Here is a 25,383-nt window from a genome sequence, read left to right on the forward strand (position 1 = left end):
TAGGCGATGTCGAGCCGGCCCTTGCCCTCGGCCTCCAGCCGCTTGAGGATCTCGTCCTCGACCTGCAGGTTCCAGGCGAAGTCGTACTCGCCCGTCTGCAGCACCGCGCGGGCCGCCGAGACCGCGTCGCCCCCGCCCTTCATCTCGACCGAGTCGAAGAAGGGGCGGTTGGGCACGTGGTAGTCGGGGTTGCGGGTGCCGCGCACCACGTCGCCGGGCCGGAACTCGACGAACCGGTAGGGGCCGGTGCCGACCGGGGCGAGGTTCGTCGGCGCGTCGCGGGACTTGTCGCCGATATAGGGCTCGAACAGGTGCCTGGGGAGGATCATCCCGTCCGAGCCGACGAGGGGATGGGCCCAGAACGGCGTCGGCTTGTCGAACAGCACCCGGACCGTGAGGGCGTCGACCGCCTCGACGGTGAGGTCCTTGTAGGTGCCGGAAGTGGTGGTGGCCGTCGCCGGGTCGGCCGCGTAGCGCCACGTGAACACGACATCGTCGGCGGTGAAGGGCTTGCCGTCGTGCCATGTCACGCCGGGCTTGAGCTTCCAGACCACCGAGCGGCCGTCCGCCGCCACGGCGCCGTTCTCGCGACTCGGGATCTCGGCCGCGAGGACCGGGACGAGGTTCGCCTCGCCGTCCCAGGCCGCGAGGGGCTCGTAGAAGACCCGCGCCCCCTCCTTGTCCTTGGTGCCGACCGCGAAATGGGGGTTGAGCAGCGTCGGCGCCTGCCAGAACAGGAGCTTCAGCGGCCCGCCGCCGCCCGCCTTGCCGGGCGTGTAGCCGTCGCGCAGGCTGGCGCCCTGCGCGACACCCGCATGGGCGAGGATCGACCCGGCCATCGGGGCGGTGAGGCCGACCGCCAGCATCCGCCGCACGACCTCCCGGCGGGAGAGCCGCCCGGTCTTCGCCGCCTCGATCAGGGTCCTCAGGTGCCGCTCGGTCATCGTGCTCGAAGCTCCGCTCGTGAGGCCGGCAGCATGCCCGCATCACGTGCAATGACGCAAGGGAAGACGACAGCTCCCGGTCCGGTGACGCCTCGCATCGGATCCCGGCTCACGCCTCCTTGTACCAGTCGGCAAAGAAAGACAGAGAATTGTCCCAGCCGCTCAGCGGTCCCTGCAGCTTGATGTTCAGCCCCGAGATCTGCGCCCGATGCAACAGCGGCAGGACGTATTCCTTCACCGTGGCGTCGTTCATCCTGATGAACTGGGCGGCACGCTTGACCGGATCGAGCTCTTCCTGGGTGGCGCGATAGGCCGCGTCGGCCTCGGGGCTGTTCATCCGGCAGATGTTACGGCCCTGCCACTTGTTCTCCTTGGTCGCCGCCTCCCAGGACACGTATTGCAGCATGAACACGCCGGGATCGGCCTGGGTCATGTTCCAGGTATACATCTCCATGTCGGCGTAGAAATGCGGATAGGTATCCGGGTTGGCGACGTCGGAGGAGAAGAACACCGAGGCCGGGATCGATTTCAGCTCCAGCTCGATGCCGGCCTTCTGCGCGACCTGCTTGATGATCGCCTGGGTCTTCTGGCGGGGCGCGTTGATCGAGGTCTGGAACACGAACTTCAGCTTCTTCCCGTCCTTGGCCCGGATGCCGTCCGAGCCCTTCTTCCAGCCCGCCGCCTCCAGGATCTGCGCCGCCTTGTCGGGATCGAAGGCGAAGCTGGTGTTCTTCGACCGGAACTGCTCGGGGCCGTTGAGGACGTTGGCGGTGGCCCGGCCGGTCCGGCCGTAGATGTATTGCTGCACCGCCGCCCGGTTGACGATCAGGTTCACGGCCTCGCGCACGGCCGGGTCCGAGAAGGCCGGATGCTGGGTCTTGAGGGACGACCGCTCACCGTCGACCTCCGTCCAGGGGTCGGTGGCGTTGAGCAGGATGAATTCGAGGTTGCCGCCGTAGGCGATGTCGAGCCGGCCCTTGCCCTCGGCCTCCAGCCGCTTGAGGATCTCGTCCTCGACCTGCAGGTTCCAGGCGAAGTCGTACTCGCCCGTCTGCAGCACCGCGCGGGCCGCCGAGACCGCGTCGCCCCCGCCCTTCATCTCGACGGAATCGAAATAAGGCCGGTTCGGCAGGTGGTAGTCGGGGTTGCGGGTACCGCGCACCACATCGCCGGGCCGGAACTCGACGAACTTGTACGGGCCGGTGCCGACCGGCGCCAGATTCGCCGGCGCGTCACGGGACTTGTCGCCGGCATAGGCCTCGAACAGGTGCTTGGGGATCAGCATCCCGACATTGGCCACGAAGGCGTCGGCCCAGAACGGCGTCGGCTTGTCGAACAGCACCCGGACCGTGAGGTCGTCGACCTTCTCGACCTTGATGTCCTTGTAGGAGCCGATGGTGGTCGCCGCGGTGGCGGGGTTCGCGGCGTATCGCCAGTTGAAGACGACGTCGTCGGCGGTGAAGGGCTTGCCGTCGTGCCACTTCACGCCGGGTTTCAGCTTCCACACCACCGAGCGGCCGTCCGCCGCCACGCCGCCGTTCTGGCGGCTCGGGATCTCGGCCGCGAGGATGGGCGCGAGATTGCCCTCCGCGTCCCAGGCCGCGAGGGGCTCGTAGAAGACCCGGGAGCCCTCCTGATCCTTGGTGCCGACCGCGAAGTGGGGGTTGAGGAGCGTCGGGGCCTGCCAGAACAGCAGCTTGAGCGGCCCGCCGCCACCCGCCTTCGTCGGCTTGTAGCCGGCGCGCAGGTCGGCGGCCTGGGCGACCCCTTCGTGGGCGAGCATCATGCCGGCCATCGGCGCGGTGAGGCCGACCACCAGCATCCGCTGGACGAAATTCCGGCGCGAGAGCCGTCCGTCCTTGACCGCACCGATCAGGCTCCGCAGGTCCCGCTCGTTCATCGGCTTCGCCCTTCAGGTGTTGTGGCCGGCAGCATGCACCAGACGCCCGCTTCCGCAAGCCGGTGGCCGGCGCTTTACAAATCCCGGGCCATTCTCGTCCCCGGGATACTGACGATGCGCTTGGCTCCCGTGCATTCGGGAGCGTTCGCCCGGCGGCCCGCCTCCTGCATAAGGGGCGGTCACGACCCGACCGGGAGGAAATTCGATGGACAACCGCAACGGCGTCTGGCGGCAGGTCGACGCGCATAAGGCGCGGCTCCTCGCCCTGAGCGACCGGGTCTGGGGAACGCCGGAGGTCTGCTACACCGAGGAGCGCTCGGCCGCCGCCCACGCGGAGGAACTGCGCCACCAGGGATTCCGGGTGACCGAGGGCGTGGCCGGCATCCCGACCGCGCTGGTCGGCGAGGCCGGCGAGGACGGGCCGGTGATCGCGTTCCTGGGCGAGTACGACGCCCTGCCGGGCCTGAGCCAGGAGGCCGGGGTCGCCGAACACCGGCCGATCGAGACGGGCGGGCACGGCCATGGTTGCGGGCACAACCTGCTCGGTTCGGCGGCCCTGCTGGCCGCCACGGCGCTGAAGGACTGGCTCGCCGAGACCGGCCAGCACGCCCGGGTGCGCTACTACGGCTGCCCGGCCGAGGAGGGCGGGGCCGCCAAGGCCTTCATGGTGCGGGAGGGCGCCTTCGCGGATGCGGACGCGGCGATCACCTGGCACCCGGCGAGCTTCTGGGAGGTGGCGCCGCCGCTGGCGCTGGCCAACACCCGGGCCGATTTCGTGTTCACCGGCCGGGCGAGCCACGCGGCGGCGGCCCCGCATCTCGGGCGCAGCGCCCTCGACGCGGTCGAATTGATGAATGTCGGCGTCAACTACATGCGCGAGCACATGCCGAGCGACGCCCGGGTGCACTACGCGCTGCTCGACACCGGCGGCATCGCCCCGAACGTGGTCCAGGCCCATGCCCGGGTGCGCTACTCGATCCGCGCCCGCGACCTGCCCGGCATGCGCGAACTCGTCGACCGGGTGCGGCGGATCGCCGAGGGTGCCGCCCTGATGACCGAGACCCGGATGGAGATGCGGGTGGTCAGCGCGGTCTCGGACCTCGTCGGCAACACGCCGCTGGAGGAGACCCTGCACGCGGTCATGGAGGATCTCGGACCCCCGCCCTTCGACGAGGAGGACCGCGCCTTCGCGCGCGCCATCCGGGCCACGCTCACGCCCGGGGACATCGCGGCGGTGTGGCGGGCGATCGGCCTGAAGCCGACGGACGCGCCGCTCGCCGACTTCCTGGTGCCCCTCGACGCGCGGCGCAACCCGGCGATCGGCTCTACCGATGTGGGCGACGTGAGCTGGGTGGTGCCGACCGTCCAGGCCCACGCCCCGACGGTGGCGATCGGCACGCCCTTCCACACCTGGCAGGTGGTGGCGCAGGGCAAGAGCCCCGCCGCCCACAAGGCGATGGTGCAGGTGGCCAAGGCCATGGCGGCGACGGGCGCCGCGCTCGTGATGAATCCGGGCCTGATCGACGCCGCGAAGGCGGACCTGGCGGACCGGACGGGGGAGGGCTACGTCTCGCCCCTGCCGCCGGAGGTCGCCCCGCCGCTCGACATGTCGCGCGGCTGAGGCGGGCCGCTTCTCTCCCGGTCAGGGATTGGGATTGCCGCGCAGGCCGCTGGCGAGTTCGCGGTTGATGCGGATCAGGGCCGCGAGCTTCTCGGCGTGGGGCTCGATCATCACGTCGAAGGTGCGGCTGAACACGAAGGCGCCGAGGCGGGCCATCGAGTCCTTGAGATCCTGCGGCAGCGGCGCGTTGGGCTCGGTGGCGGCCGTCGAGAGCAGCGTCCAGACCTTCTGGTTGAAGCTGAGCGCCTCGTGAAGCGCCGGCTGCTGCTCGTCCCAATTGTCCTGGATCGCCTGGAGACGCGCCGCCGCCTTGATCAGGACGGCCGCCTCGGCCTCGCGGGGCGTCAGCGCCGCCTGGGAAGCCTTGGCATAGGCGTTGGCTCCATAGCTCATCGGGTGCGGTTCCTCCGGACCGGCCATTCAGGGCCGGGGAACACTCGCAGCCGAGCGTTAAACTTGGGTTGTGATCGGGGTGCCATAAGGGCGCCGCGGAACGACCGGGGCTCTGCCCTGAATCCGCTACGATGTCGGATCATGCAGCCGCCGCTATGCTGAATTTCGTGCTCGGCGCCATCGCGGGCGCCCTGATGGCTCTGGTGGCGACGATCGCGGCGGTCCGGAACCCGGACGTTCAGGTCCGCATGGGGCTGGTGCGGCCAGAGGCACCGGTCGTCCCGGTGCGCCGGCCCGAGCCCCTCTGCCCGGCGCCGCCGATCTCACCGAGCCTCGCGGCCATTGCGCCGGTCGGCCAGCCCGAGATGCTGTTCGCCCGCCGCCGCTTCTGGTCGGTGGCGCCGCGCTGAGCGGGGCGTCGCGCGGCGCCCTCAGAAGGTGCTGAGCAGGACCATCACCACGGTGGTGGCGGCCGTCGAGCCGAGGAAGCCGCACAGGGCGGCCGCGAAGGAGTGAGCGCCCGGAACGGCGGCATCGACGCGGGGAGCGGTTTCGGTGAGGGTGGACTCGGTGGCCATCGGGGTCTCCCAGGGGCACGGGTTCGTTGAGGACAGGAATGCCTGCGCGGCGGCGGCGGCGTCCGTGCGGATTCGCACCCGCGGCCACGCGGCGGGGTCAGTCACAGCGGAAGGCGCGCTTCTCCACGCGCACCGAACGCAGGGCGCCGCGCAGGTCGATGGCCGCGAGGCCGGCGCCGCATTCCTCGAAGCGGTCGCGGGCATCCTCGTAGCGGTCCTCGACATCGCCGAGCGTGTCGCAGACCCGGTCGCGGTCGCCGAGGCGGGCGTCCTGGCGGGCCTGGAACCGCAGGGCGGCGGCCTCCTCCATCTTGCGGTGGGCCGGCGCGCAGGTGGCGGGCTGGGCGAGGGCGGGGGCCGCCGCGGCCGCAAGCGCGGCCGTCAGCGGCAACAGGACGAGACGGAGGTGTGGCGTCATCGCTGAAAGCTCGATTGGGATCTGGGGCCGACCGGGGCGGCGCCCGCCCTCGGGGAGGGCGTGCCGCGCAACCCGGAGGCCTCCGAGAAACGGCGACGTCCGGCCAGGGTTCCGGCTTTTTCGCAGCTGCGAGCGCCAGCGGTCCGCGCGCCACGCCCCCTTCCTGGCATGGTGAAGCGTTCGCCTTTCGCCGAATGGAGCGGGGGAGACCGCTCTCTCCGCGTCCGGCGAGCGTGTTCACACTTCGCCTATCGGCATGAAAAAGCTTTTCTTTCGCAATTGCTTGAGCGAACTGAAGAGACCCGCGGGATCCCCTCTCCCGCACGGGAGAGGGGTTCCCCGCGCCACATCCAGGAACCATCGCGTGTCGACGCAAGTATTTGCCCTGTTTTATTTTTCGCGTTCTATGCATCCGCTAGCCGCGCCCGCTCACGCGCCGAAGTAAGACTGCGTAAGCCCGCAGAGACGGGCGGGTCCGGGCGCGCCCACCATCCCCCTGCCCGCCCGGCGCGCTAGCTCCCGCCCATGGCCATCTACTTCACCAGCGACACGCATTTCGGCGATCCGCGCATCCTGCGCATCGACCGGCGTCCCTATCCATCTCTCGCGGAGCACGATGCCGACCTGACCGCCCGCTGGAACGCGGTCGTCGGCCCCGACGACACCGTCTGGCACCTGGGGGATTTCGCTCTCGGCCTAGCCCCGGAGCGGGTCCAGGCGCTCCTCGACGGGCTCAACGGCGTCAAGCACCTCATCATCGGCAACAACGACGGGCCGGACACGCTCGCGGCGACGGGCTGGACCAGCGTCCAGCACTACGCCGAGATGACCCTCGACGGCACGCCTCTCGTCCTGTGCCACTACCCGTTCCGGACCTGGAACCGCATGGGGCGCGGCGTCGTCGACCTGCACGGCCATTCCCACGGCAAGCTGAAGCCGATGCCGCGCCAGTACGACGTCGGTGTCGACGTGTTCGGGTTCGGCCCGGTCACCCTCGCCACGGTCCTGGCCTCCCGCAGCCGGCGGCGCGCCGGCCCGTGAACTCAGGCGCGGCTTCGCCGTTGACGGATCCTGATCCAGGGTCCCGCCGCGTGCTTCGCCTCATCACCTACAACGTCCGCCGCTGCCTGGGGACCGACGGCCGGCTCTCGCCCGCGCGCATCGCCGAGGTGCTCGCCCCCTGCCGGCCGGACGTGGTCGCCCTGCAGGAACTCGATGTCGGGCGGCTGCGCTCTGGAGGCGTGGACCAGGCCCACGCCATCGCCGAGCAGCTCGGCATGCGGGCGCATTTCCACGCCGCCCTGCGGGTGATGGAGGAGCAGTACGGCAACGCCATCCTCACCCGCCTGCCCTCCCGCCTGGTGCGCGCCGAGGCGCTGCCGGGGGCGGCGGGGCGCCCGCACCGCGAACCCCGCGGCGCCCTCTGGGCCGCGGTCGCGGCGGGCGGGGCGGAGGTCCAGGTCATCGCCACCCATCTCGGCCTCGGCCGCCGCGAGCGCACCCTGCAGGCGGAGGCCCTGCTCGGGCCGCGCTTCCTCGGCGATCCCGCCTGCCACCCGCCCCTGGTGCTGGCGGGCGACCTCAACGCCGTGCCGGCCTCCGCCGCCTACCGGCGCCTCGCCCGGCGGCTCCGGGACGCGCAGGCGGTGGCGGGCGTCGGGCACCGCCAGCGCACCTTCCCGTCCCGCTGGCCGATCCTGCGGCTCGACCACGTCTTCGTGAGCGAGGGCCTGCGGGTGCGCCGCGCCGAGGCCCTGAATGGGCCGCTGGCGCGGGTGGCCTCCGATCACCTGCCGCTCCTCGTCGACCTGGAGGTGGTCACCCCGGCGGCGGACCTGCCGCGGGCGGTCGCGGCGGGGGCGGCGTGATGGCGGAGACGAGCGAGCGCCGCCGCCGCTGGACCCTGATCACCACGGCGCTCAGCGTGGCGCTCGGGGCCTTCCTGCTCTACCGGACGCTGAGCGGCTACAGCCTCGCCGACCTCGCCGCCGCCGTGCGGGCGATCCCCGCCGGCCGCCTCCTCGCGGCGGGCGGCTTCGCGGCCGGGAGCTACCTCTGTCTCACGGTGGGGGATTGGCTCGCCCTGAGGGCGATCGGCCGCCCCCTCCCCTACCGCACCGTGATCGTGGCGGCCTTCGTGGCGCTCGGCGTCGGCCACAGCATCGGCCTGTCGGGCCTGAGCAGCGGCGCGATCCGCTACCGCTTCTATTCCCGCCACGGCCTCACGCTCGCCGAGAGCGCCAAGATGGTGCTGGTCTGCGGCCTCACCGTGGCGCTGGGCCTGATGGCGCTCGGCGCCCTCGCGCTGCTGCTCCAGCCCGGGCTCGCCCAGGGCGTGACGGGGCTCGGCCGCCCGGCCCTCACCGGGGTGGCGCTCGCCGGCTTGGCCGGCGTCGGGCTCTACGTGGCGGCGGCCTTCCTGCGGCGCCGGCCGGTCACCCTCTGGCGCTGGTCGATCGAGGTCCCGTCCGGGCCGGTCGCGCTCGCCCAGGTGGCGGTGGGGTCGGTGAACTTCGCCCTGGTCTCGGCCTGCCTGCACCAGGTGCTGGGGGCGGTCTCGGACGTAGCCTATCTCGCGGTCGCCTCGGTCTTCGTGATCGCCAACGCGGCGGTGCTCGTCACCAACGTGCCGGGCGGGGTCGGGGTGATCGAGAGCGTGGTGGTGCACCTCCTGCCGAAGACCGACGTGATCGGGCCGCTCCTCGCCTTCCGCTTCGTCTACTTCCTGGTGCCGCTGGGGCTCGGGCTCCTGGTCTTCGCCGGGGCGGAGGTGGTGTTTCGGCGCCGGGGTGCCGGGAGCCCTGCCGCCCCGCCCGCGGTCGTCACGCCGGCGGCTTCTCCCACTCCATGATGTGGAAGTAGGGCACGCGGCGGTAGCGGGCGGCCTTGGCCGGATCGCCGCCGACCGGCTCGGGCTCGTCGAAGTGGCGAAGGATCAGGCCCCGCCCGAGCAGCAGCCCCAAATAGGCGGCGAGCGGCCGGTGCCAGTTGAGGATCCGAATCCCGCGCCACGCCGCCCAGTAACGGCGCGCGTCGAGGTAGTGGTCGATGCGGTAGCGGGGCTCGCCGTCGGCGTCCCGCACCCAGCCGTCCGGTGCCCCCGCGGTGATGAAGCTCGTCAGGTTGGCGATCAGCAGCGTGCCGCCGGGACGCAGAGCCGCGACGACCCGGGTCAGCGCCTCGGCCACGTCGTCGATGTCGATCAGCGTCAGGTAGCTCACCGCGAGGTCGAAGCTGCCGGCGGGCAGGTCCATCTCCTCGGCCCGGGCGAGGCGGTACTCGCCCTCCGGATCCTGCCGCCGCGCCGCCGCGAGGAGATCGGCGGTCGGGTCGATGCCGAGGGTGCGGATGCCCTCCGCCCGCATCATCCGGCAGAAACGGCCCTCGCCGCAGCCGACGTCGAGGGCCGTGCGAAAGCCGCGCCCGCGGATCCGCGCCAGCATCGGCGCGTCGAGGACGAAGCGGCGGCCGTAATCGCCCGCCTCGCCGATCTCGGTGATCCAGGCTTCCGCCGAAGCATTCCAGCCGTTCGAATCGGAGGTCATGAGGGCGCTCCCGACGAGGGCGGCCTCCATAGAGCAGCGGCTTCCGCTTGGGAAGCCAGCCCCTCAGCTCCCGAACGGCCGCTCCGGGTCGAGGAGGTCGCCGCTGCCGAGCAGCGGCTCGACGAGGCCCTCCTCCTCGGGCACCTCGAAGGGCCTGAGGCCCCGCGGGCCGGTATTCAGGCGCTCCACTGCCCGCTTGAGCGAGCCCTCCTCCCGGATCGCCGCCGTGACGGCGGCCGGATCGGTCCCGAGATGCTCGGCCAGCAGCCGGTCGCGCAGGCGCGCGATGGCGGCCCGCGTGCGGTCGTCGGTTCCCTCGATCGCGAGGTCGCACTCGGTGTCGAGGGCGACCGAGCGGTTGTTGAGGTTCGACGAGCCCACCCGCAGCGCCGTGTCGTCGGCGATCAGGAGCTTCGAATGCACCAGCACTTGGCAGGCGTCGTCCTGGCCCGGTTCCGGCGCCGGCGCGGCGCAGGGCACCGCCGGGTAGGCGAGCAGGAAGCGGCCATGCCGGTCGGCGGCGCGCAGGCGGCGGATCAGGCGGTCGCGCGGCGCCCCCATGGCGACCCGCTCGGTGAGGTTGTGGGAGCGGCGGGTCAGGACCACCACGACGTCCGGCCCGTCGGGCCGCTCCAGGATCTCGGCCAGCACGTCGCCCACGTAGCGCGCGGTGAGGTACTGCGCCTCGATGTAGAGCGCGTGCCGGGCGCTGCGCATCAGGTCCGCGGTGAGCGCCGCCGCCTCCTCGACGGAGGGCTGGTCGTCGAGGAGCGGCATGGTGCGGGCGATGGCGACCGGCACGTCCGCGAAATCGGGAACGAGGTCGCGCGGCCAGGGCGGCGCGGCCGGCGCGGGTTCGAGGACCTCCCCGGTGGCGTCCCGCCAGCGGTCCCGCACCAAAGCGGCCACCGCGGCGGCCGCCTCGCCGTCTACCGCCATGTGGGTGTCGTGGACCGGGCCGTAGGGTTCGCCGTCGGGATCGCGCCGCCGCGGATCCTCGGCCCGGTGCGCGGGCGTGTCCCAGCGCTGCACCGTCAGGTCCATGCCGCCCACGAAGGCGAGGGTGTCGTCGACGCAGACGATCTTCTGGTGATGCGCCGCGTAGAGGGGATGGCGGGTGTCGAGCTTGACCCGGATGCGCGGGTGGCGCTGCCACTCCGCCCCGAACAGCATCGGCAGCGTCTCGCCCGGCCCGTGCAGGGTGCCGACGCTCCAGATCAGGATGCGCAGCTGCAAGTCGGGCTTGCCCTCGACGAGGCCGCGCAGGAAGGGGCCGAGCGGGGGCGACTCGCTCTCCGGCGCGTCCTCCCGCAGGCGGATGCGCCCGTCGAAGTCCCAGCCCACGATGGTGATCGACCGCGCGGCGCCGCGGAAAGCCGCCTCGAGCGCCGCGAAATAGGCCTGCCCGTCGATCAGCACGGCGGCCCGGGCGGCGCGGGCCACTCGCCAGCAATTCCGGCCCGGGGCGAACAGGGTCGGGCCGGAGGGGCTCCGGGATGCGGCGAGCGGCGCGGCGCCCGCGACGGCGTGATCCATCCTCATCCTGACGACCGACGGTCTCCCTGGCCTGCCGCCTCTCCGGCGGGGCGCCCCTCCAGAACACCTCAGGCGCGGGAGCGTTGCAGGGCACTGCCCGCGGCACAGCGGCCGCGGTCCGGAGTTTTTCGCACTGCAACGAACAGGCATAATCCACCACCGAAAAGCAGCCCAACAGCCGCGCTTTCGAACAGAACAGGCTCGACTAGAATTCCTGTGTCTTTCGTATCGTCTTGAACTTCCTGTCCCGCGCCACGTTGAGACCCCCGACGGACATTGGAAAGGATCGAACATGCGGACGACAGCGATGGCGCTCGCGGGTGCCCTGGTGGTGGGCTTGGGCGGCGCGGCGCTGGCCCAGGCGCCGGCCCCGGGCGGCAGCACCGAGCGCAACATGAACAACCCGGCCAGCGTGAAGAGCAATGCCGAGAAGGGCATGCCGGGGCGTGACACCCCGGTGGCCGGCACGGCGCCGACGGCGGGTCCGGCCGCGACCGGCACCGTGACGAGCCCCGCGACCGGCACCGTCCCGAAGCCCACCGACCCGACGCCGAACCGCTGAGGCGCGGGCCCATCGGCCGACCGGATGCGGCGGCCGGGGCGCGAGCCCCGGCCGTTTCTCATGGTAACGGCGACGCGACGGGCTCGACGGAATTACCGATGACACGCCATCTTCCGGCCGGCCACGAAGGTGGAAGGATCGGGACGGGATCGTGCACTACGGCAAGTCGGACATCATCGCGGCCTGCGGCCCGCTCGCCGTCCAGAAGGGTGCGGACTACCTCCGGACCGGTCACGTCGTCGAGGCCAGGTCCGACGGGGAGGGCGCGATCGAGGGCGTGGTGGCGGGCAGCGGGACGAGGCCCTACGTCCAGGTGATCTCCGTGGCCCCCACGGCGCGCGGCCGCCGGATCAACGGCGCCTGCACCTGCCCGGTGGGCGTCAACTGCAAGCACGTGGCGGCGGTCTTGCTCGCCCATCTGGAGAAGACCGCCGGGGCGGGATCCGAGGCCGGGGGCACCGACCAGGCGGAGAAGCGTCTCCAGCGCCTGCTGGCGCCGCCGCCCGCCCGGCCGGGCCTGAGCCCCGACGGGCTGCCGCCTGCGCTGGCGGAGTGGCTCGCCCGCCTGGACCGCGCGCGGGCGACCGCGGACGAGGAATACCCGCCCGAGATCAACCAGCGGCTGGTCTACCTCCTCGGTCCGCTCGCCGTGGACGAGGGCCGCCCGCACCTCGCCGTGCGGGTGATCTCGACGCGGCTCCTCAAGAACGGCCGCTTCTCGGAGACGGGGCGGTCCTACGCGCTGCCGCCCGGCAGCGCGGAGCCGGCACGGTTCGTGCGCCCCTCCGACCGGCGCATCCTGCGCCTGCTGCAGGTCATGGGGCCGTCATGGATCCACTCCGTGAACTGGGGCCAGTCCACCGTCTACGATCTCTCGGGCGCGGAGGGCGCGGAGATCCTGGCGGCGCTCCTCGCCACGGGCCGCGCGCGCTGGGACTCCCCGAACGGCCCGCCCCTCGCGGCGGGCCCGCCGCGCCCCGGGCGTTTCGCGTGGCGCGAGGAGGGGGACGGGCTGCGGGGCGACCTCACCTGCGAGGGCCCCGGCACCGTGCTGGCGGCGACGCCGCCCGTCTACGTCGACCCGGAGGCCGGCCTCGTCGGGCCGGTCGAGACCGGGCTCGCGCCGCGGATCGCCGGAGCCCTGGCGTCGGCGCCGCCGATCCCGGCCGAGGCGGTCCCGGCCCTCGACGCCGCCCTGGCGCAGCGGCCTCCGGACCTCGCGGCCCACCGTCCGCCGACGCGCCCGGCGGAGCGCCTCGCCGTCGCGCCGGTCCCGGTGCTGCGCCTCGCCCGCGGGGACCTGATGCAGGGCACGGGCTACGGCTTCGGCGCCTACACGATCACGCATCTCGACACCGTGGGCATCGCGCAGCTCGGCTTCCGCTACGGGCCCGTGCGGATCCCCCTCGGCGAGACGCGCGCGGTGGTGCCGCGCCTCGCGGAGGGCAAGCTCTACGAGGTGAGACGCGACCCTGCCGCCGAGCGCGCGGCGGCGCGGCGGCTCCTCTCGGAAGGCTTCGTTCCGGTGGCCGACCGCTATCCCGCCGACACCGCCCACGCCCGGGACTTCGTCCCCGAGGGCGGCGAGGCGGCGTGGTCGGAGCGCCAGTACCGGGTCCTGCCCCGGCTGCAGGAGGCGGGCTGGGAGATCGAGACCGCGCCCGACTTCCCGCAGCCGCTGGTGCGGGCCGACGGCGCCTTCGACGCGGTGATCGGCGAGGGCTCCGGCATCGACTGGCTGGAGCTGCAGCTCGGCGTCGAGGTGGACGGGCAGCGGATCGACCTCGTCGAGCCGATCTTCTCGCTGCTGCGCCGGCCGGGCTTCGACCCCGCCGTCCTCGCCGGGGAGGACGGGATGCCGATCATGCTCTCCCTCGACGACGGGCGGGTGCTCGCCCTGCCGCCGGGCCGCCTCGGCGGGATCGTGGCGGCGATCCACGAACTGCTGGTCGGCCGGGGCGACATCGGGGCGGCCGGCCGGATCCGCCTGTCGCGGGCCGATGCGGCGAGCCTCGCGGCCCTGGAGGCGGCGGGCAAGGAGGGCCTGGTCTGGCGCGGCGGCGAGGCGATCCGCGCCATGGGCCGGCGGCTGATCGAGGCCGGCGGCATCCCGCCGGTGGAGCCGCCCCCCGGCTTCCTGGCGAGCCTGCGGCCCTACCAGCGCCAGGGCCTCGCCTGGCTGGCCTTCCTGCGCGAGGCCGGGTTCGGCGGCGTGCTCGCGGACGACATGGGGCTCGGCAAGACCGTCCAGGCCCTGGCGCTGGTCGCGCTGGAGAAGGCGGAGGGGCGCCTCGACCGGCCGGTCCTGGTGGTGGCGCCGACCAGCCTGATGGGCAACTGGCGGCGCGAGGCGGAGCGCTTCGCCCCGAACCTGCGCGTCTGCACGCTGCACGGGCTCGACCGCAAGGAGCAGTTCGGCGCCATCGCCGAGCACGACCTCGTGCTCACCACCTACCCGCTCGTCACCCGCGACCACGTGGTGCTGAAGGAGCAGGAATGGCACATGCTGCTCCTCGACGAGGCGCAGGCGATCAAGAACCCGGACGCGCAGACCACCCGCCAGCTGCACGGGCTGCGGGCGCGCCACCGCTTCTGCCTCACCGGCACGCCGATGGAGAACAACCTGGCGGAGGTGTGGTCCCTGTTCTCCTTCGCCTGCCCGGGCCTGCTCGGCGAGCGCCGGGACTTCGCCCGCCTGTGGCGCACCCCGATCGAGAAGCACGGCGACCCCGCCCGCAGCCGGCTCCTCGCGCGGCGCCTCAAGCCCTTCCTGCTGCGGCGGACCAAGGAGGAGGTCGCCCGCGACCTGCCGCCCAAGACCGAGATCGTCGAGCGCGTCGATCTCGGGGCGGCCCAGCGCGATCTCTACGAGTCGATCCGCCTCGCCATGCACGCGCGGGTGCGCGCCGCCATCGCCGCGAAGGGCTTCGCGCGCAGCCGCATCGTGATCCTGGACGCGCTCCTGAAGCTGCGGCAGGCCTGCTGCGACCCGCGCCTGCTCAAGCTCGACAAGCGCCCCAAGGCGGCCTCGGCCAAGCTCGACCGGCTCGACGAATTGCTGGAGGCGCTGCTCTCCGAGGGGCGGCGCGTGCTGGTCTTCTCGCAATTCACGTCGATGCTCGACCTGATCAAGCCGCGCCTGACCCTGGCCAGGACGCCCTTCCTCGAACTCACCGGCCGCACCCGCGACCGGGCCGAGGTGCTGCGCCGCTTCGAGGCGGGCGAGGCGCGCGTCTTCCTGATCAGCCTCAAGGCCGGCGGCACGGGCCTCAACCTCGTCGCCGCCGACACGGTCGTCCTCTACGACCCGTGGTGGAACCCGGCCGTGGAGGAGCAGGCGGTCGACCGCGCCCACCGGATCGGCCAGGACAAGCCGGTCTTCGTGCACAAGCTCGTGGCGGCCGGCACCATCGAGGAGAAGATGGAGCAGCTCAAGGAGAAGAAGAGCGCGCTCGCCGACGCGCTGTTCGACCACGAGGGGGCGCCGACCAGCGCGCTCACGGCGGAGGACCTCGACCTGCTGCTGGGGAGCGTGACGGGATCCGCGTGATCGACGCGGATCCCACGTCACGGGCCCGACCGGCAGAGCCTCGCTCCCCGGCGGAGCTTCGTCCGCAGGCCCGAGCAAAACCGACTTCCGCATCCCCCGCGCGCGGCGGTGACGTCGTGCCGCTGCGGCGGCCGTCGTGCCAGCACGATGATCCTCCAAAGCATCACGCTGCGTTCCGATGTCGAATGCCGCCTCGCCGAGGCACCGAGGCATTCGGGAACACAACGTACGCGTTCAGACTTAGGCCATTTGGATCTTCGATAGACACATCACACGACGTTCGTTCATCATTTCTTATACATTCTGATTGGTAGTCGAGCGGCGACACCTGCGTGCTCCCGGCCCGCAAGACTCCTCCCGAACATCCCCGAGACCTCCCATGCGCTCGCTCAACACCCTCCGGATCGTGGCGCGGCTCAGTCTCGCCTTCGGGAGCCTGGTGGCGATCACCCTCGTGGTGAACGCCCTGAACTTCGTGAATTCCCGGTCGATCGAGGAGCGGATCGGCTGGACCGAGCATACCCACGAGGTGCTCGGCGCCGTCGACGCCGTCGTGGCGGCGATGCTCAACCAGGAGACCGGCCTGCGCGGCTACCTCGTGGCGGGCGAGCCGCAATTCCTGGCGCCCTATCGCGAGGGGCGGGCGGGCTACCAGGTGGCCCTCGACGCGGCGCGGCGCCTGACGCGCGACAACCCCGGCCAGCAGGCGCGCCTGTCCGACTTCGACCGCCTCGCCCAGACCTGGATGCGCGACGTCGCCGAGCGGGAAATCGCCCTGATGGCGGAGCCGGCCACCCGCGAGCAGGCCCGCGCCATGGTGTCGAGCGGCGCCGGCAAGACGTCGATGGACGCCCTGCGGGCGAAGGCCGCCGAGATCCGGGGGGTCGAGACCGATCTCATGGCCGGCCGCCGGCGGGAGCAGGAGGCGAGCTTCCGCTTCGCCTCCGCGACGAGCCTGGTCGGGACGCTGGCGAGCCTGCTCGTTGCCGGACTGATGTCCTGGTTCGTGGCGCGCACCCTCGCCGCACCGATCCGCGCGATGACCGCGCTGATGGGGCGCCTGGCGGACGGGGACAAGACGGTGGCGGTCGACGGGCTCGACCGCGCCGACGAGGTCGGCGACATGGCCCGGGCCGTGGAGGTGTTCAAGCGCAACGCCGTCGAGGCCGAGCGCCTCGCCGCCGCCCAGGCCACCGAGGACGAGGCGCGGATGCGCCGGGCGCGCGTCCTCGACGAACTGACCCGGGAGTTCGAGCGGACCGTCTCGGCCCTGACGGGGGGCCTCGCGGGGGCCGGGACCGAGATGGAGGCGACGGCGCGCGCGATGTCGGAGGTGGCCGAGGAGACCACCCAGCAGACCGTCGCGGTGGCGGGAGCGGCCTCGCAGACCTCCACCAACGTCCAGACGGTGGCGGCGGCCAGCGAGGAGATGACGGCCTCGATCGGCGAGATCGTCCAGCAGGTCGGCCAGTCCTCCCGCATGGCCGCGAGGGCCGTGGACGACGCCCGGCGCACCGACGCGACGGTGCAGCGCCTCGCCGAGACCGCGGCGCGGATCAGCGGCTTCGTGGCGACCGTCTCCAGCATCGCCAGCCAGACCAATCTGCTCGCCCTCAACGCGACGATCGAGGCGGCGCGGGCCGGGGCGGCGGGGCGCGGCTTCGCGGTGGTCGCCTCCGAGGTCAAGGAATTGGCCGGCCAGACCGCCAAGGCCACGGACGAGATCGGCGCCCGGATCGGCGAGATCCAGGGCGCGACGCAGGAGGCGGTGGCCGACATCCGGCAGATCGGGCAGGTGATCGAGGAGATGTCGACCTTCTCGGCGAGCATCGCGGCGGCGATGGAGGAGCAGGGCAGCGCGATCCAGGAGATCGCCCGCAGCGTGCAGCAGGCCGCGCGCGGCACCGAGCAGGTCACCGAGACGATCGGCGGCGTGCGGGAGGGGGCGGGCCAGACCAGCGCTTCGGCCGGGCAGGTTCTCGGTGCCTCGCAGGAGCTGGCGCGTCAGCTCGAGACGCTGACCCGGGAGGTGGGCGACTTCCTCGGCCGCGTGAAGGCCGCCTAGAGCATTTTCTGCGACGAAGCGGATACCGGCTCGTCGCAGAAAATGCCTAAAAATCAGAGACTAGAGCAGTGTCCGATTACACCGCGATCGGTTACTGCTCCAGAGCGGTTCCCGCTGACGCGGACGCCGTCCGGCGCCGGAACAACGGCAACCGGGACGACCGACAGCAGGGTTCGCGGTTCACTTCGATCGAAGCCGCTCCCGGGAGCGCGCCGGCCCTACCGCGCGGGGCCGAGCGGCGGGTCGGGGCGGCCGGCGGGCGACGGGGAAGGTTGCCTCAGGATGCTGACGCTCTCGACTTGTCGACGCCGCGCCCAGGGCTCTGGCGTCCGGGCCTGACGAGGGCGCGCGAACGGAACCAGCGGTCAAGTCCAATGACCGCTGATCTCAGACCTCCTCGACCGCCGGCTCGGCGAGGGGCGGCGTCGCCTCCGCCGGGGCCGTGCGCATCCGCGCGAGGCTCATCTGATGCTCGCACCACCGCCAGACCTGGGGCCGGTCGTTCGCCCGGTCGACGAGCGGACGGCCGCGGTAGCTCGGCGTGGCCGTCTCGACCGGCAGCGTCCGGTTCTCGATCTGCGCCAGAACCGCGTTGGCCACGACGTCGCTCTCCCAGGCGGTCGTGCGCCGCGAGGCGACCCGCGCGCAGGTCTCCCGGCGGGCCGTCATCGCGGCCTCGTCCGTGTTCAGCGCCGTCAGCAGCGCGTGGGCGAGCGATTCCGCGGATTGATAGGCCAGGAGTGCAGTGCCGTCCTCGTAATCGAAGAGATTGTTGTACCGGTAGAGGTCGACCGGAATACATCCGGCCGCCATCATCTCGAACGGGATCCGCGACGGATTCGTCAGGCTGAGGCAGAGCCCGACGGAGCAGCGATTGTAGAGGAGATTGATCTCCTTGAGGTCGAGGATGAGACCGAGATTCTCGATGCCGAGCGATGAGTGGATCGCGTCGTTGCTGCCATAGGCGTAGATCTTGACGCTCGGATCGACCCTCTTCACGAGCTCGAGCGCCCCCAGGGCCATGCGGGACAGGCGCCGCGGCTTCTCCGGCTGGTATAGGAAGCAGATCGCCCGCTCCCTCTCGACCGTCTCGACCCGTCTGTAGACGGTGGGATCGATGCCGAGGCCGGACGACACGGCCACGCCGCCGCACAGGTTCGGGATGACGTGCGACAGCCAGCGGCCGATGGTGTGGTGGGTCAGGCCGTAGGAGTAGCTGTTCTCCGCGTCGACGTAGATGTCGTTGACGGGATTGAACGAGGCCTCGAAGTCCTGAACCAGGTATCCCCGGTGGGCTACCGAGGGCAGCTCCGCGACGAACCGCGCCGAGTGCGCGATCGTGGCGAGCGCGTAGTCGGCCGGGATGTGCCGGTGCCAGCGCGAGTGGATGAAGGCCGGGGTCTCGCCGAGCCACTCCTCGACGAGGTGCAGCCCGTCCCCCTCGCCTTCGACGAAGCAGTGGAGCTCGAATCCCAGGTCCTGGATCGCCTTCGCGGCCTTGTAGATGGTCCGGTGGCCGCCCGAGCCCAGGAGCGGCGACGGGGCGTAGACGTTGACGCGGCCGAAGCTGCGCCGCGCGCGCCGCGCCTGGATGGCCGACAGCGCCACCGGCACGGTGAGGCGCTGCTCGATCCGGCCGCGCTCCCAGAACGCCGACACCTGGCTGCAGCCGTAGAGCGCCTCCGGCCAGCGCATGCCCCGGGCGGCCGACCACAGGCCGTGATGCAGCTCCGCGCCCGGGGGCATCTCCAGGAGCCCCTCGACGCTCTGGTCCTTCGACAGGACGTCGACTTCGCCGGTTCCGAAGGTCTCGTTGTGCTCCAGGGCCAGGAAGGCGTCGGCGACCACCGCGGGCGGCGTCTGCGTGAGCGCGACGATGAGGGCCTGCGCGAGGCCCCGGAGGTCGGCGGCCGTGAGCCCGTGGAGCCGCACGTAGTCGGCGATCGGGCGCACGGCCGCCAGCATGCCGCGCTGGATGGGCGCGATGAACTCGGTGATGACGCGCTCCTCGGCCTCGACGACCGTGCGCCGCGCGTGGAACTTGCCGTCCACCTCCTCGTAGGCCGCCACTGAGCCGCCCGCGGCGTTGAAGATCATCTCCAGGGGGGCGACCTCGGAGACGAACGAGGACAGGTGGTCGTGGTTCTCGTCGTAGAGCCAGCCGGATTTCCCGCAATTCTGCGGCTGCCGGTTCAGGAACTTGAGCAGGCCGAGATAATGCCCCCGCACCGGGGCGGTCGTCAGATGGGCGACGTTGTCCTGGATCGTGCCGCGCCAACCGATATCGACGATGACGACGGGCTCGCGTCCCTCGGCCGGGACGCCCCTCTCGCGCAGGTAGCCGCCGAGCGTGCGCCGCTGCTGCGCCAGGCGCTCCGCGAGATGCCGGCCGAAGGCCTCGTCGGCCAGCAGGGCGCGAAACCGCTCGTCCGCCCAGGGATACACGACCTTGGTGCGGAACGGGAGGCCCACCCTCCGGCAGGCGGCCTGCGTCTCGGCGGGATCCAGGTTGAGCGAGACCGCGAAGGCCTCCGGCGACTGCGTGCTGTAGAGGCTCCACATCCGCATGAGCTCGTCGATGGAGCCCGTGGTGAGCGAGGCCGCGAAGGTGGCGCGCCGGCTGACCTCCAGCAGTTCGACCTCGGGATAGGTCGTGCAGTAGGGATCCGCCCGAACGAGCTCGGCGGCCACGTCCCGGAAGAACTGGCCCTCCCGGGTGAAGAAGTGGATCCGCGGCGCATTCTCGGCGAGCGCGTCCTCCAGGGCGCTGAGCACGAAGCCGACGGCGATGGGAGCGAGGCGCGCGCCGGCGGCCTCGAGCCGCGACCCGGCTCCCTCGAAGGCCTCGGCGAGGTCCTCCGTGATCGCCCGCAGGCGCACCTCGTGCAGGTCGGTGCGGCCCTGCTGGAGCGCGTCGAACGCCTCGCCGAACCACCGCGTCCGGCGGATTTCGGCCGGGTCGGCGTAGAGGCGCGCGTCGATCCCGCGGGCGCGCGCCATGGCGATGTCCGCGTGCGGGTTGTCGCCGACATGGACCCAGCCGTCCGAGGCGGCCACGTCGAGATCGCTCGCCACGCGCCCGTAGAGGGTGCCGCTGCGCTTGGTCTCGAACGTGTCCGACGACACGAACCCGCCCGCGAACAGCCGGTCGACCCCGTGATGGGCCAGGAGGTTGAGGATGAACTGCCGCGACGTGTAGAAGTCCGACACGAAGTAGGTCGGGCGCTTGCGGCGCGACAGCGCCTCCACGCAGGGGCGGTCGAGCCGCGTCGCGCGCGCCTCTGCCCGCAACTCGTGGTCGAGAAGGCGCTCGACCATGGCCGCCTGCTGCTGCTCGGTCACGCCGCGCGACAGCGCGATCTGCAGCCAGCGCCAGAAGACGGACTGGATCTGATACTCCCAATCCTCCGTCGCGACTTCGCGCTCGGCCTCGAAGCGGGCCCGGAGCAGGGACACGGCGCTGCGGAAATGCGGCCGGATGACGTTCCTCATGTAGGCGAGGAGGAAGCGCGCGGTCTGAAGCTTGATCTCGTCGGGATGGCAGTCGCGACGCAACAGGGTGTCCCAGACGTCGACCGTCAGGACCGGCGCATCCGCGATATCCGGGAAGGCGACGCCCGCCTGGTCGAGAGCCGGAACCGCCGCCTCGGCGCGGTCGAGCCGGGCCAGCGAGATCTCGGTGGCGACCCGCTTCTGGACGCCTGCGCTGATGGTCCGGAAGCCGAAACGCTGGCTGAAATCCTGGTCGGACAGCGCCTTCGCCGGATAGCTGCGGACCAGATCGCGCAGAACGGCGGCCTTCGGCTCCCCCGGGAGACCGTATTTCCACGCGTACCAGGCCAGGTCGACCGTCGGGGAGGGCGGACGATCCTCCTCGATCCCGTGCTTCAGGTAGTGGAAGAGCGGGTTGATCCCGCTCTGCGCGACGTCGGGGTTATTGCTGATGTACCAGTCCGTCTTGAAGAAGGGGCTGGGATCGAAGCCCTTCTTCCAGCCGATCGTCAGGTAGTGGAGGAAGGGCGGGGTCGATTCGAAATCGATCTGATCGGTCGCCGCCGATTCGCGCAACTGCCGGGTGTAGTGGTCGGTGGAGAACAGGGCGGACGGGTCGCGCCCCTCGTGCTGGCCGAAGGCGATGAAGTGGCGCAGAGCCTGAAAATCCGATCCGACGATATCGACATACTTCTCGCGATAAAAAATCGGGTCGAACAGATGAAAAACTTCCACACGTTGACTCTCAACGTAATCCATCATCGTATTGATGTCGCGGAAGGCATTCTTCTTCGTGACGCGATGTCCACTGATATCGATGAGCAGCTTCAGCAATGCCTTGCTGATATCACCATCGGCCGTCGTGACTCTGGTATTCAACCGTGAAATGAACATCGCCATCAGCCTTGTCTCCACAGTTCCAACAATCAAGAAACGTGCCGGTGCCGGCAAATCTCAGGCTCGACCGAGAGTATGACGTGTTGGTGCCGGGCTGGGATGTGGAGAGGATCCCGCATCGAGCGAATGAGGCGCATGGACTTGCCCGGTCATGAGATGCGAGCCGACATGGACGTATAAGCCTCTATCGCCAAGATGTCAGAAAGTATTCAGGGACCCTTTCGGCTCCCGCGGAAGCATGCGGCGACGTCCCGCGCCGCGCGCCTTGTCGCCGACCGGGGTGGCGCTTGTCAATGGATCGCTCGCCTCAGCACGGGCGGCCCCCTATCAAACCGGTCGCTCCCCGTCGGCTTTCACAGTCATTGCAGCTTTCGGGCCACATAGGCGAGCTTTCGAGACAAACAATAACAATCTTAGTAGCTTATATCAGCATATCATCCAAGTTTCTCGGTACGAACGCGTAGATCCCCGGCTCACGACACCGCTCGCAGCGCGAAAGAACAGGCTTTCTCTGTTGTTCCAGCAACAGCTGTGCTGGAACGTGCTGAAATGACGACAGACGTACGGCGGTTCGATCCGGCCTCGTGCTCTCGCGGCGGCGCGGCGGTCGCTCGCGCCCTCGAACGCTACGGCAGGGTCGGGTGTGGGCCTGGACTTGGGTCGGCGGGGGTCGCCTGCGGAACCGCGCCGGGTGCCCCCCGCCTATTCTCCGGGCGCCGCCGGGCTCGCCATGCCGCCATGCGGGGGCGCTGCGGGGACGGTCACTGCCGGGACGGGCTTGGCCGCGCGGGCGCGCAGGCGCGCCAGCAGGCGCTTGGGGGCGTCCGAGATCACGCAGACGAGGCAGAACACCGCCGGCACGAAGATCAGCGACAGGACCGTCGAGAACAGGAGCCCGCCGATCACCGCGATCGCCATCGGCGCCCGGAACTCGCCGCCCGCCCCGATGGCGAGCGCGGAGGGCACCATGCCGGCCACCATGGCGATGGTCGTCATGACGATCGGCCGCGCGCGCTTGCGGCCCGCGTCGATGATCGCCTCGTTGCGGCCCATGCCGTGGCGCATCGACTCGATCGCGAATTCCACCAGCATGATGGCGTTCTTGGTGACGATGCCCATCAGCATCAGGATGCCGATCCAGACCGGCGTCGTGAGCTGCTTGCCGGTGACGAGGAGCGCCATCACGGCCCCGCCCAGCGACAGCGGCAGCGAGAACAGGATGGTGATCGGGTGCAGGAAGGACCCGAACAGCATCACCAGCACCGCGTAGACCATCAGCAGGCCCGCGCGCATCACCTCGGCGAAACCGTCGGAGAGTTCCGCGAGGTTCTCCGCGTCGCCCGACTGGTTGACCTGAACGCCCTTCGGCAGGTTCTTCATCACCGGCAGCCGGTCGATGGCCGACAGCACGTCGCCGAGCGCCGCGTCCCCGACGAGGTCCGCCGCCACGGTCGCCTGCCGCTCGCGGTCGTAGCGGGCGATGTTGGCCGGCCCGTCCTGGAAGCCGAGATCGGCCACCGCCGAGAGCGGCACCCCGCCCTTGGCGGCCGGGGTCGGGATGCGCAGCTGCTCGACGATCTGCCAGTTGAGCCGGGCCGAATCGTCGAGCTGGACGCGCACCGGCACCAGCCGGTCGCCCGCGTCGAACTTCGCGAGCGCCGGGCCGACATCGCCGATGGTGGCGACGCGGATCGTCTCCGACAGCGTGTCGGCGGTGATGCCGAGCCGCGCCGCGAGGTCCATGCGCGGGCGGATGCGCAGTTCCGGCCGGTTGAGGGTCGCCCCCGAGATCACGTTGGCGACCGTCGGCAGCCGGCGCATCTGGTTGGCGAGCTCGTTCGCCACGCTGCCCACCGTGCCGCTGTCCTGGCCGTTGACGACGAGCGAGATCGCCCGGAGCCCGTTCTCGTCCACGAACCAGTAGCGGATGTCGGGGATCTGCTTGAGCCGCGCCTCGACCTGCTGCTCCAACTCGCGCTGGGTGATCGTCCGGTGGGTCTTGTTGGTGTAGTTGAGGATCAGCGAGGCGCGCCGCACCTCGATGGTGCCGCCCGCGATGCGCCCGCCATCGACGAAGATGCTCTTCACCTCCGGGATCTTGCGCAGGTCCCGGACGATGTCGTCGGTGACGCGCTGGGTGTCGGAGGCCTGGCTCCCCGGCGGCAGTTCGATGGACAGCAGCGAGCGCGCCGTGTCCTGCGCCGGCAGGAAGCCCTGCGACAGGAGCTTCATGCTGAGGATCGAGCCGGCGAAGATCGCGATGCCGAGGATCACGGTGAGCCCGTAGAAGCGCACCGACTTCGAGACCAGCCAGACATAGGCGCGCTCGACGCGGCCCGCCGGCTTCTCCTCGTGGACGTGCGGCTTCATGATGTAGGCGGCCAGCATCGGGGTCACGAAGCGGGCCGCGAGCAGCGAGAACAGCACCTGCACCGCGATGGTGATGCCGAACTGCTTGAAGAACTGGCCGGCGATGCCGCCCATGAAGCTCGCGGGCGCGAAGATCGCCACGATGGTGAGGCTGATGGCGATCACCGCGAGCCCGATCTCGTCGGCCGCGTCGATCGCCGCCTGGAAGGGCGACTTGCCCATCCGGATGTGGCGCACGATGTTCTCGATCTCAACGATCGAATCGTCGACCAGGATGCCGGTCGAGAGCGTGACCGCCAGGAAGCTCACGAGGTTGAGCGAGAAGCCGAGCAGGTCCATGGCCCAGAAGGCCGGGAAGATCGACAGCGGCAGCGACACCGCCACGATCACCGTCGTGCGCAGGTCGCGCAGGAACAGGAACACCACGATGACGGCGAGCGCCGCGCCCTCGAACAGGGTCTTGATCGCGGCCTCGTAGTTGCCGAGCGTGTAGTCGACCGAGGTGTCGATCAGCGAGAGCTTCACGTCCGGGTACTCGGCCTCGATCTGGTCGATCTTGGCCTGCACGGCCTTGGCCACGACGACGTCGCTCGCCCCCTTGGCGCGCTTGACGCCGATGGCGACGACCGGCTTGGCGTCGAGGCTCGCGAAGGTGCGCCGGTCCGCGACCGTGTCGGTGACGACGCCGAGATCCTGCAGGCGGATCTGCCCCCCTGAGGCGAGCGGGATCATCGTGCCCTTGAGCGAGTCGAGGGAGCGCGCGCCCGCGAGCGCCCGGATCGCGAAGTCGCGCCCGCCGAGCTGGGTGCGCCCCCCCGCCACGTCGACGTTGATGCCCCGCAGGCGCCGGCTCACGTCGAGGGCGGTGAGGCCGAAGGCCTGGAGCCGGTCGGGGTCGAGCGAGACCAGGATCTCGCGCTCCGAGCCGCCGATCGTCTCGACCTGGGCGACGCCGCGGATGCTCTGGAGGCGGCGCTTGACCACCGTGTCGACGAAGTAGGAGAGCTGCTCGGGCGTCTTGTCGGGGGCGAGCGCCGCGTAGGTGACGATCGGCAGCCCGACCACGTCGACGCGCTGGATCAGCGGCGCCTCGGCGGAGCGCGGCAGGTCGGCCTGGATGCGGGTGATCGCGTCCTTGACGTCGTTGAGGGCCCGGTCGGTGTTGGTCTCGAGCCGGAACTGCACCGTCGTCACCGAGACGCCGTCGGTGACGAGGGAGGCGATGTGGCGCACGCCCTCCACGCCCGAGACGCCGTCCTCGACGGTCTTCGTCACCTGCGCCTCGAGCTCGGCCGGGGCCGCCCCGAACTGCGCCACCGCCACCGAGATGATCGGGATGTCGGCCGAGGGCAGGCGGGTGATCGGGAGCTTGCCGAAGCTCATCCAGCCGAGGATCAGGAGGATCAGCGAGATCAGGATCGAGGGCAGCGGCTTGCGGATCGCCCAGGAGGAGACGTTCAGGGACACGGACGGGCTCACCTCGGTTCGGATTGCATCGGGAGCCTCGCGACC

The 25,383-nt window shown here is 71.1% G+C and carries 18 protein-coding genes; 9 read left to right on the forward strand and 9 right to left on the reverse strand.

From position 1 onward, the window contains the following. Together ACW9J6_RS25545 and ACW9J6_RS25550 are read right to left on the reverse strand one after the other, a co-directional pair. On the reverse strand, positions 1 to 944 hold a 944-nt coding region (locus ACW9J6_RS25545; RefSeq protein WP_457119164.1), incomplete at its 3' end, for an ABC transporter substrate-binding protein. 109 nt (positions 945 to 1,053) lie between these two features. Next, a complete protein-coding gene (locus ACW9J6_RS25550; RefSeq protein ID WP_457118136.1) occupies positions 1,054 to 2,844 on the reverse strand; it encodes a peptide ABC transporter substrate-binding protein in 1,791 nt (596 codons plus the stop codon). Between the two features lie 205 nt (positions 2,845 to 3,049). Between ACW9J6_RS25550 and ACW9J6_RS25555 the strand changes: the two genes are divergently transcribed. Continuing rightward, positions 3,050 to 4,465: a M20 family metallopeptidase gene (locus tag ACW9J6_RS25555; protein WP_457118135.1), complete on the forward strand. Its 1,416-nt coding sequence runs from the start codon at positions 3,050 to 3,052 to the stop codon at positions 4,463 to 4,465. Positions 4,466 to 4,486: 21 nt separating this feature from the next. Here the strand turns inward: ACW9J6_RS25555 and flaF are convergent, their stop codons facing one another. Continuing rightward, positions 4,487 to 4,858 (reverse strand): flagellar biosynthesis regulator FlaF, encoded by a 372-nt coding sequence (flaF, locus tag ACW9J6_RS25560; protein ID WP_457118134.1) that lies wholly within the window; start codon positions 4,856 to 4,858, stop codon positions 4,487 to 4,489. A gap of 131 nt (positions 4,859 to 4,989) precedes the next feature. Between flaF and ACW9J6_RS25565 the strand changes: the two genes are divergently transcribed. Next, on the forward strand, positions 4,990 to 5,268 hold the full coding sequence (locus ACW9J6_RS25565) for a hypothetical protein (RefSeq protein ID WP_457118133.1): 279 nt from the start codon (positions 4,990 to 4,992) through the stop codon (positions 5,266 to 5,268). A 21-nt stretch (positions 5,269 to 5,289) separates the two neighbouring features. On the opposite strand, the gene ACW9J6_RS25570 is transcribed toward ACW9J6_RS25565, so the two are convergent. Both ACW9J6_RS25570 and ACW9J6_RS25575 read right to left on the reverse strand, forming a co-directional pair. After that, a complete protein-coding gene (locus ACW9J6_RS25570) occupies positions 5,290 to 5,436 on the reverse strand; it encodes a hypothetical protein (protein ID WP_457118132.1) in 147 nt (48 codons plus the stop codon). Positions 5,437 to 5,533: 97 nt separating this feature from the next. After that, positions 5,534 to 5,854, reverse strand: coding sequence for a hypothetical protein (locus ACW9J6_RS25575; RefSeq protein ID WP_457118131.1), 321 nt, complete (start codon positions 5,852 to 5,854; stop codon positions 5,534 to 5,536). A gap of 525 nt (positions 5,855 to 6,379) precedes the next feature. Between ACW9J6_RS25575 and ACW9J6_RS25580 the strand changes: the two genes are divergently transcribed. Genes ACW9J6_RS25580 through ACW9J6_RS25590 form a run of 3 tightly spaced genes read left to right on the forward strand, consistent with a single transcriptional unit; the run spans position 6,380 to position 8,705 of the window. Next, on the forward strand, positions 6,380 to 6,895 hold the full coding sequence (locus ACW9J6_RS25580) for a metallophosphoesterase family protein (RefSeq protein WP_457119165.1): 516 nt from the start codon (positions 6,380 to 6,382) through the stop codon (positions 6,893 to 6,895). Between the two features lie 50 nt (positions 6,896 to 6,945). Then, complete coding sequence (locus tag ACW9J6_RS25585) at positions 6,946 to 7,722, forward strand: endonuclease/exonuclease/phosphatase family protein (protein WP_457119166.1); 777 nt, start codon at positions 6,946 to 6,948, stop codon at positions 7,720 to 7,722. Next, a complete protein-coding gene (locus ACW9J6_RS25590) occupies positions 7,722 to 8,705 on the forward strand; it encodes a lysylphosphatidylglycerol synthase domain-containing protein (protein ID WP_457119167.1) in 984 nt (327 codons plus the stop codon). The genes ACW9J6_RS25585 and ACW9J6_RS25590 overlap by 1 nt, the downstream gene beginning before the upstream one ends. On the opposite strand, the gene ACW9J6_RS25595 is transcribed toward ACW9J6_RS25590, so the two are convergent. Both ACW9J6_RS25595 and ACW9J6_RS25600 read right to left on the reverse strand, forming a co-directional pair. Then, positions 8,677 to 9,399, reverse strand: a complete 723-nt coding sequence (locus tag ACW9J6_RS25595) for a class I SAM-dependent methyltransferase (RefSeq protein WP_457119168.1) — start codon at positions 9,397 to 9,399, stop codon at positions 8,677 to 8,679. The genes ACW9J6_RS25590 and ACW9J6_RS25595 overlap by 29 nt on opposite strands. A gap of 63 nt (positions 9,400 to 9,462) precedes the next feature. Continuing rightward, positions 9,463 to 10,935: a phospholipase D-like domain-containing protein gene (locus tag ACW9J6_RS25600; protein WP_457119169.1), complete on the reverse strand. Its 1,473-nt coding sequence runs from the start codon at positions 10,933 to 10,935 to the stop codon at positions 9,463 to 9,465. 292 nt (positions 10,936 to 11,227) lie between these two features. Here ACW9J6_RS25600 and ACW9J6_RS25605 point away from each other — a divergent pair, with 292 nt between their 5' ends. From ACW9J6_RS25605 to ACW9J6_RS25615, 3 genes are all read left to right on the forward strand, one after another. Then, the gene (locus ACW9J6_RS25605) at positions 11,228 to 11,497 is read left to right on the forward strand and encodes a hypothetical protein (protein ID WP_457119170.1); all 270 of its coding nucleotides are present in this window, start codon (positions 11,228 to 11,230) and stop codon (positions 11,495 to 11,497) included. 151 nt (positions 11,498 to 11,648) lie between these two features. Continuing rightward, a complete protein-coding gene (locus ACW9J6_RS25610; protein ID WP_457119171.1) occupies positions 11,649 to 15,047 on the forward strand; it encodes a DEAD/DEAH box helicase in 3,399 nt (1,132 codons plus the stop codon). A 379-nt stretch (positions 15,048 to 15,426) separates the two neighbouring features. After that, complete coding sequence (locus ACW9J6_RS25615) at positions 15,427 to 17,112, forward strand: methyl-accepting chemotaxis protein (protein ID WP_457119172.1); 1,686 nt, start codon at positions 15,427 to 15,429, stop codon at positions 17,110 to 17,112. Positions 17,113 to 17,499: 387 nt separating this feature from the next. Here ACW9J6_RS25615 and ACW9J6_RS25620 read toward each other — a convergent pair whose 3' ends face one another. Then, positions 17,500 to 21,339, reverse strand: a complete 3,840-nt coding sequence (locus tag ACW9J6_RS25620) for a rhamnosyltransferase WsaF family glycosyltransferase (RefSeq protein ID WP_457119173.1) — start codon at positions 21,337 to 21,339, stop codon at positions 17,500 to 17,502. Here ACW9J6_RS25620 and ACW9J6_RS25625 point away from each other — a divergent pair. Then, positions 21,325 to 21,489 carry a hypothetical protein gene (locus ACW9J6_RS25625; protein ID WP_457119174.1) on the forward strand — a complete coding sequence of 55 codons (165 nt, stop codon included), beginning with the start codon at positions 21,325 to 21,327 and terminating at the stop codon, positions 21,487 to 21,489. The genes ACW9J6_RS25620 and ACW9J6_RS25625 overlap by 15 nt on opposite strands. Before the next feature lie 714 nt (positions 21,490 to 22,203). On the opposite strand, the gene ACW9J6_RS25630 is transcribed toward ACW9J6_RS25625, so the two are convergent. Then, positions 22,204 to 25,338 (reverse strand): efflux RND transporter permease subunit, encoded by a 3,135-nt coding sequence (locus ACW9J6_RS25630; RefSeq protein ID WP_457119175.1) that lies wholly within the window; start codon positions 25,336 to 25,338, stop codon positions 22,204 to 22,206. Between the last annotated feature and the right edge of the window lie 45 nt (positions 25,339 to 25,383).

Source organism: Methylobacterium sp. JK268 (genome assembly GCF_054052225.1).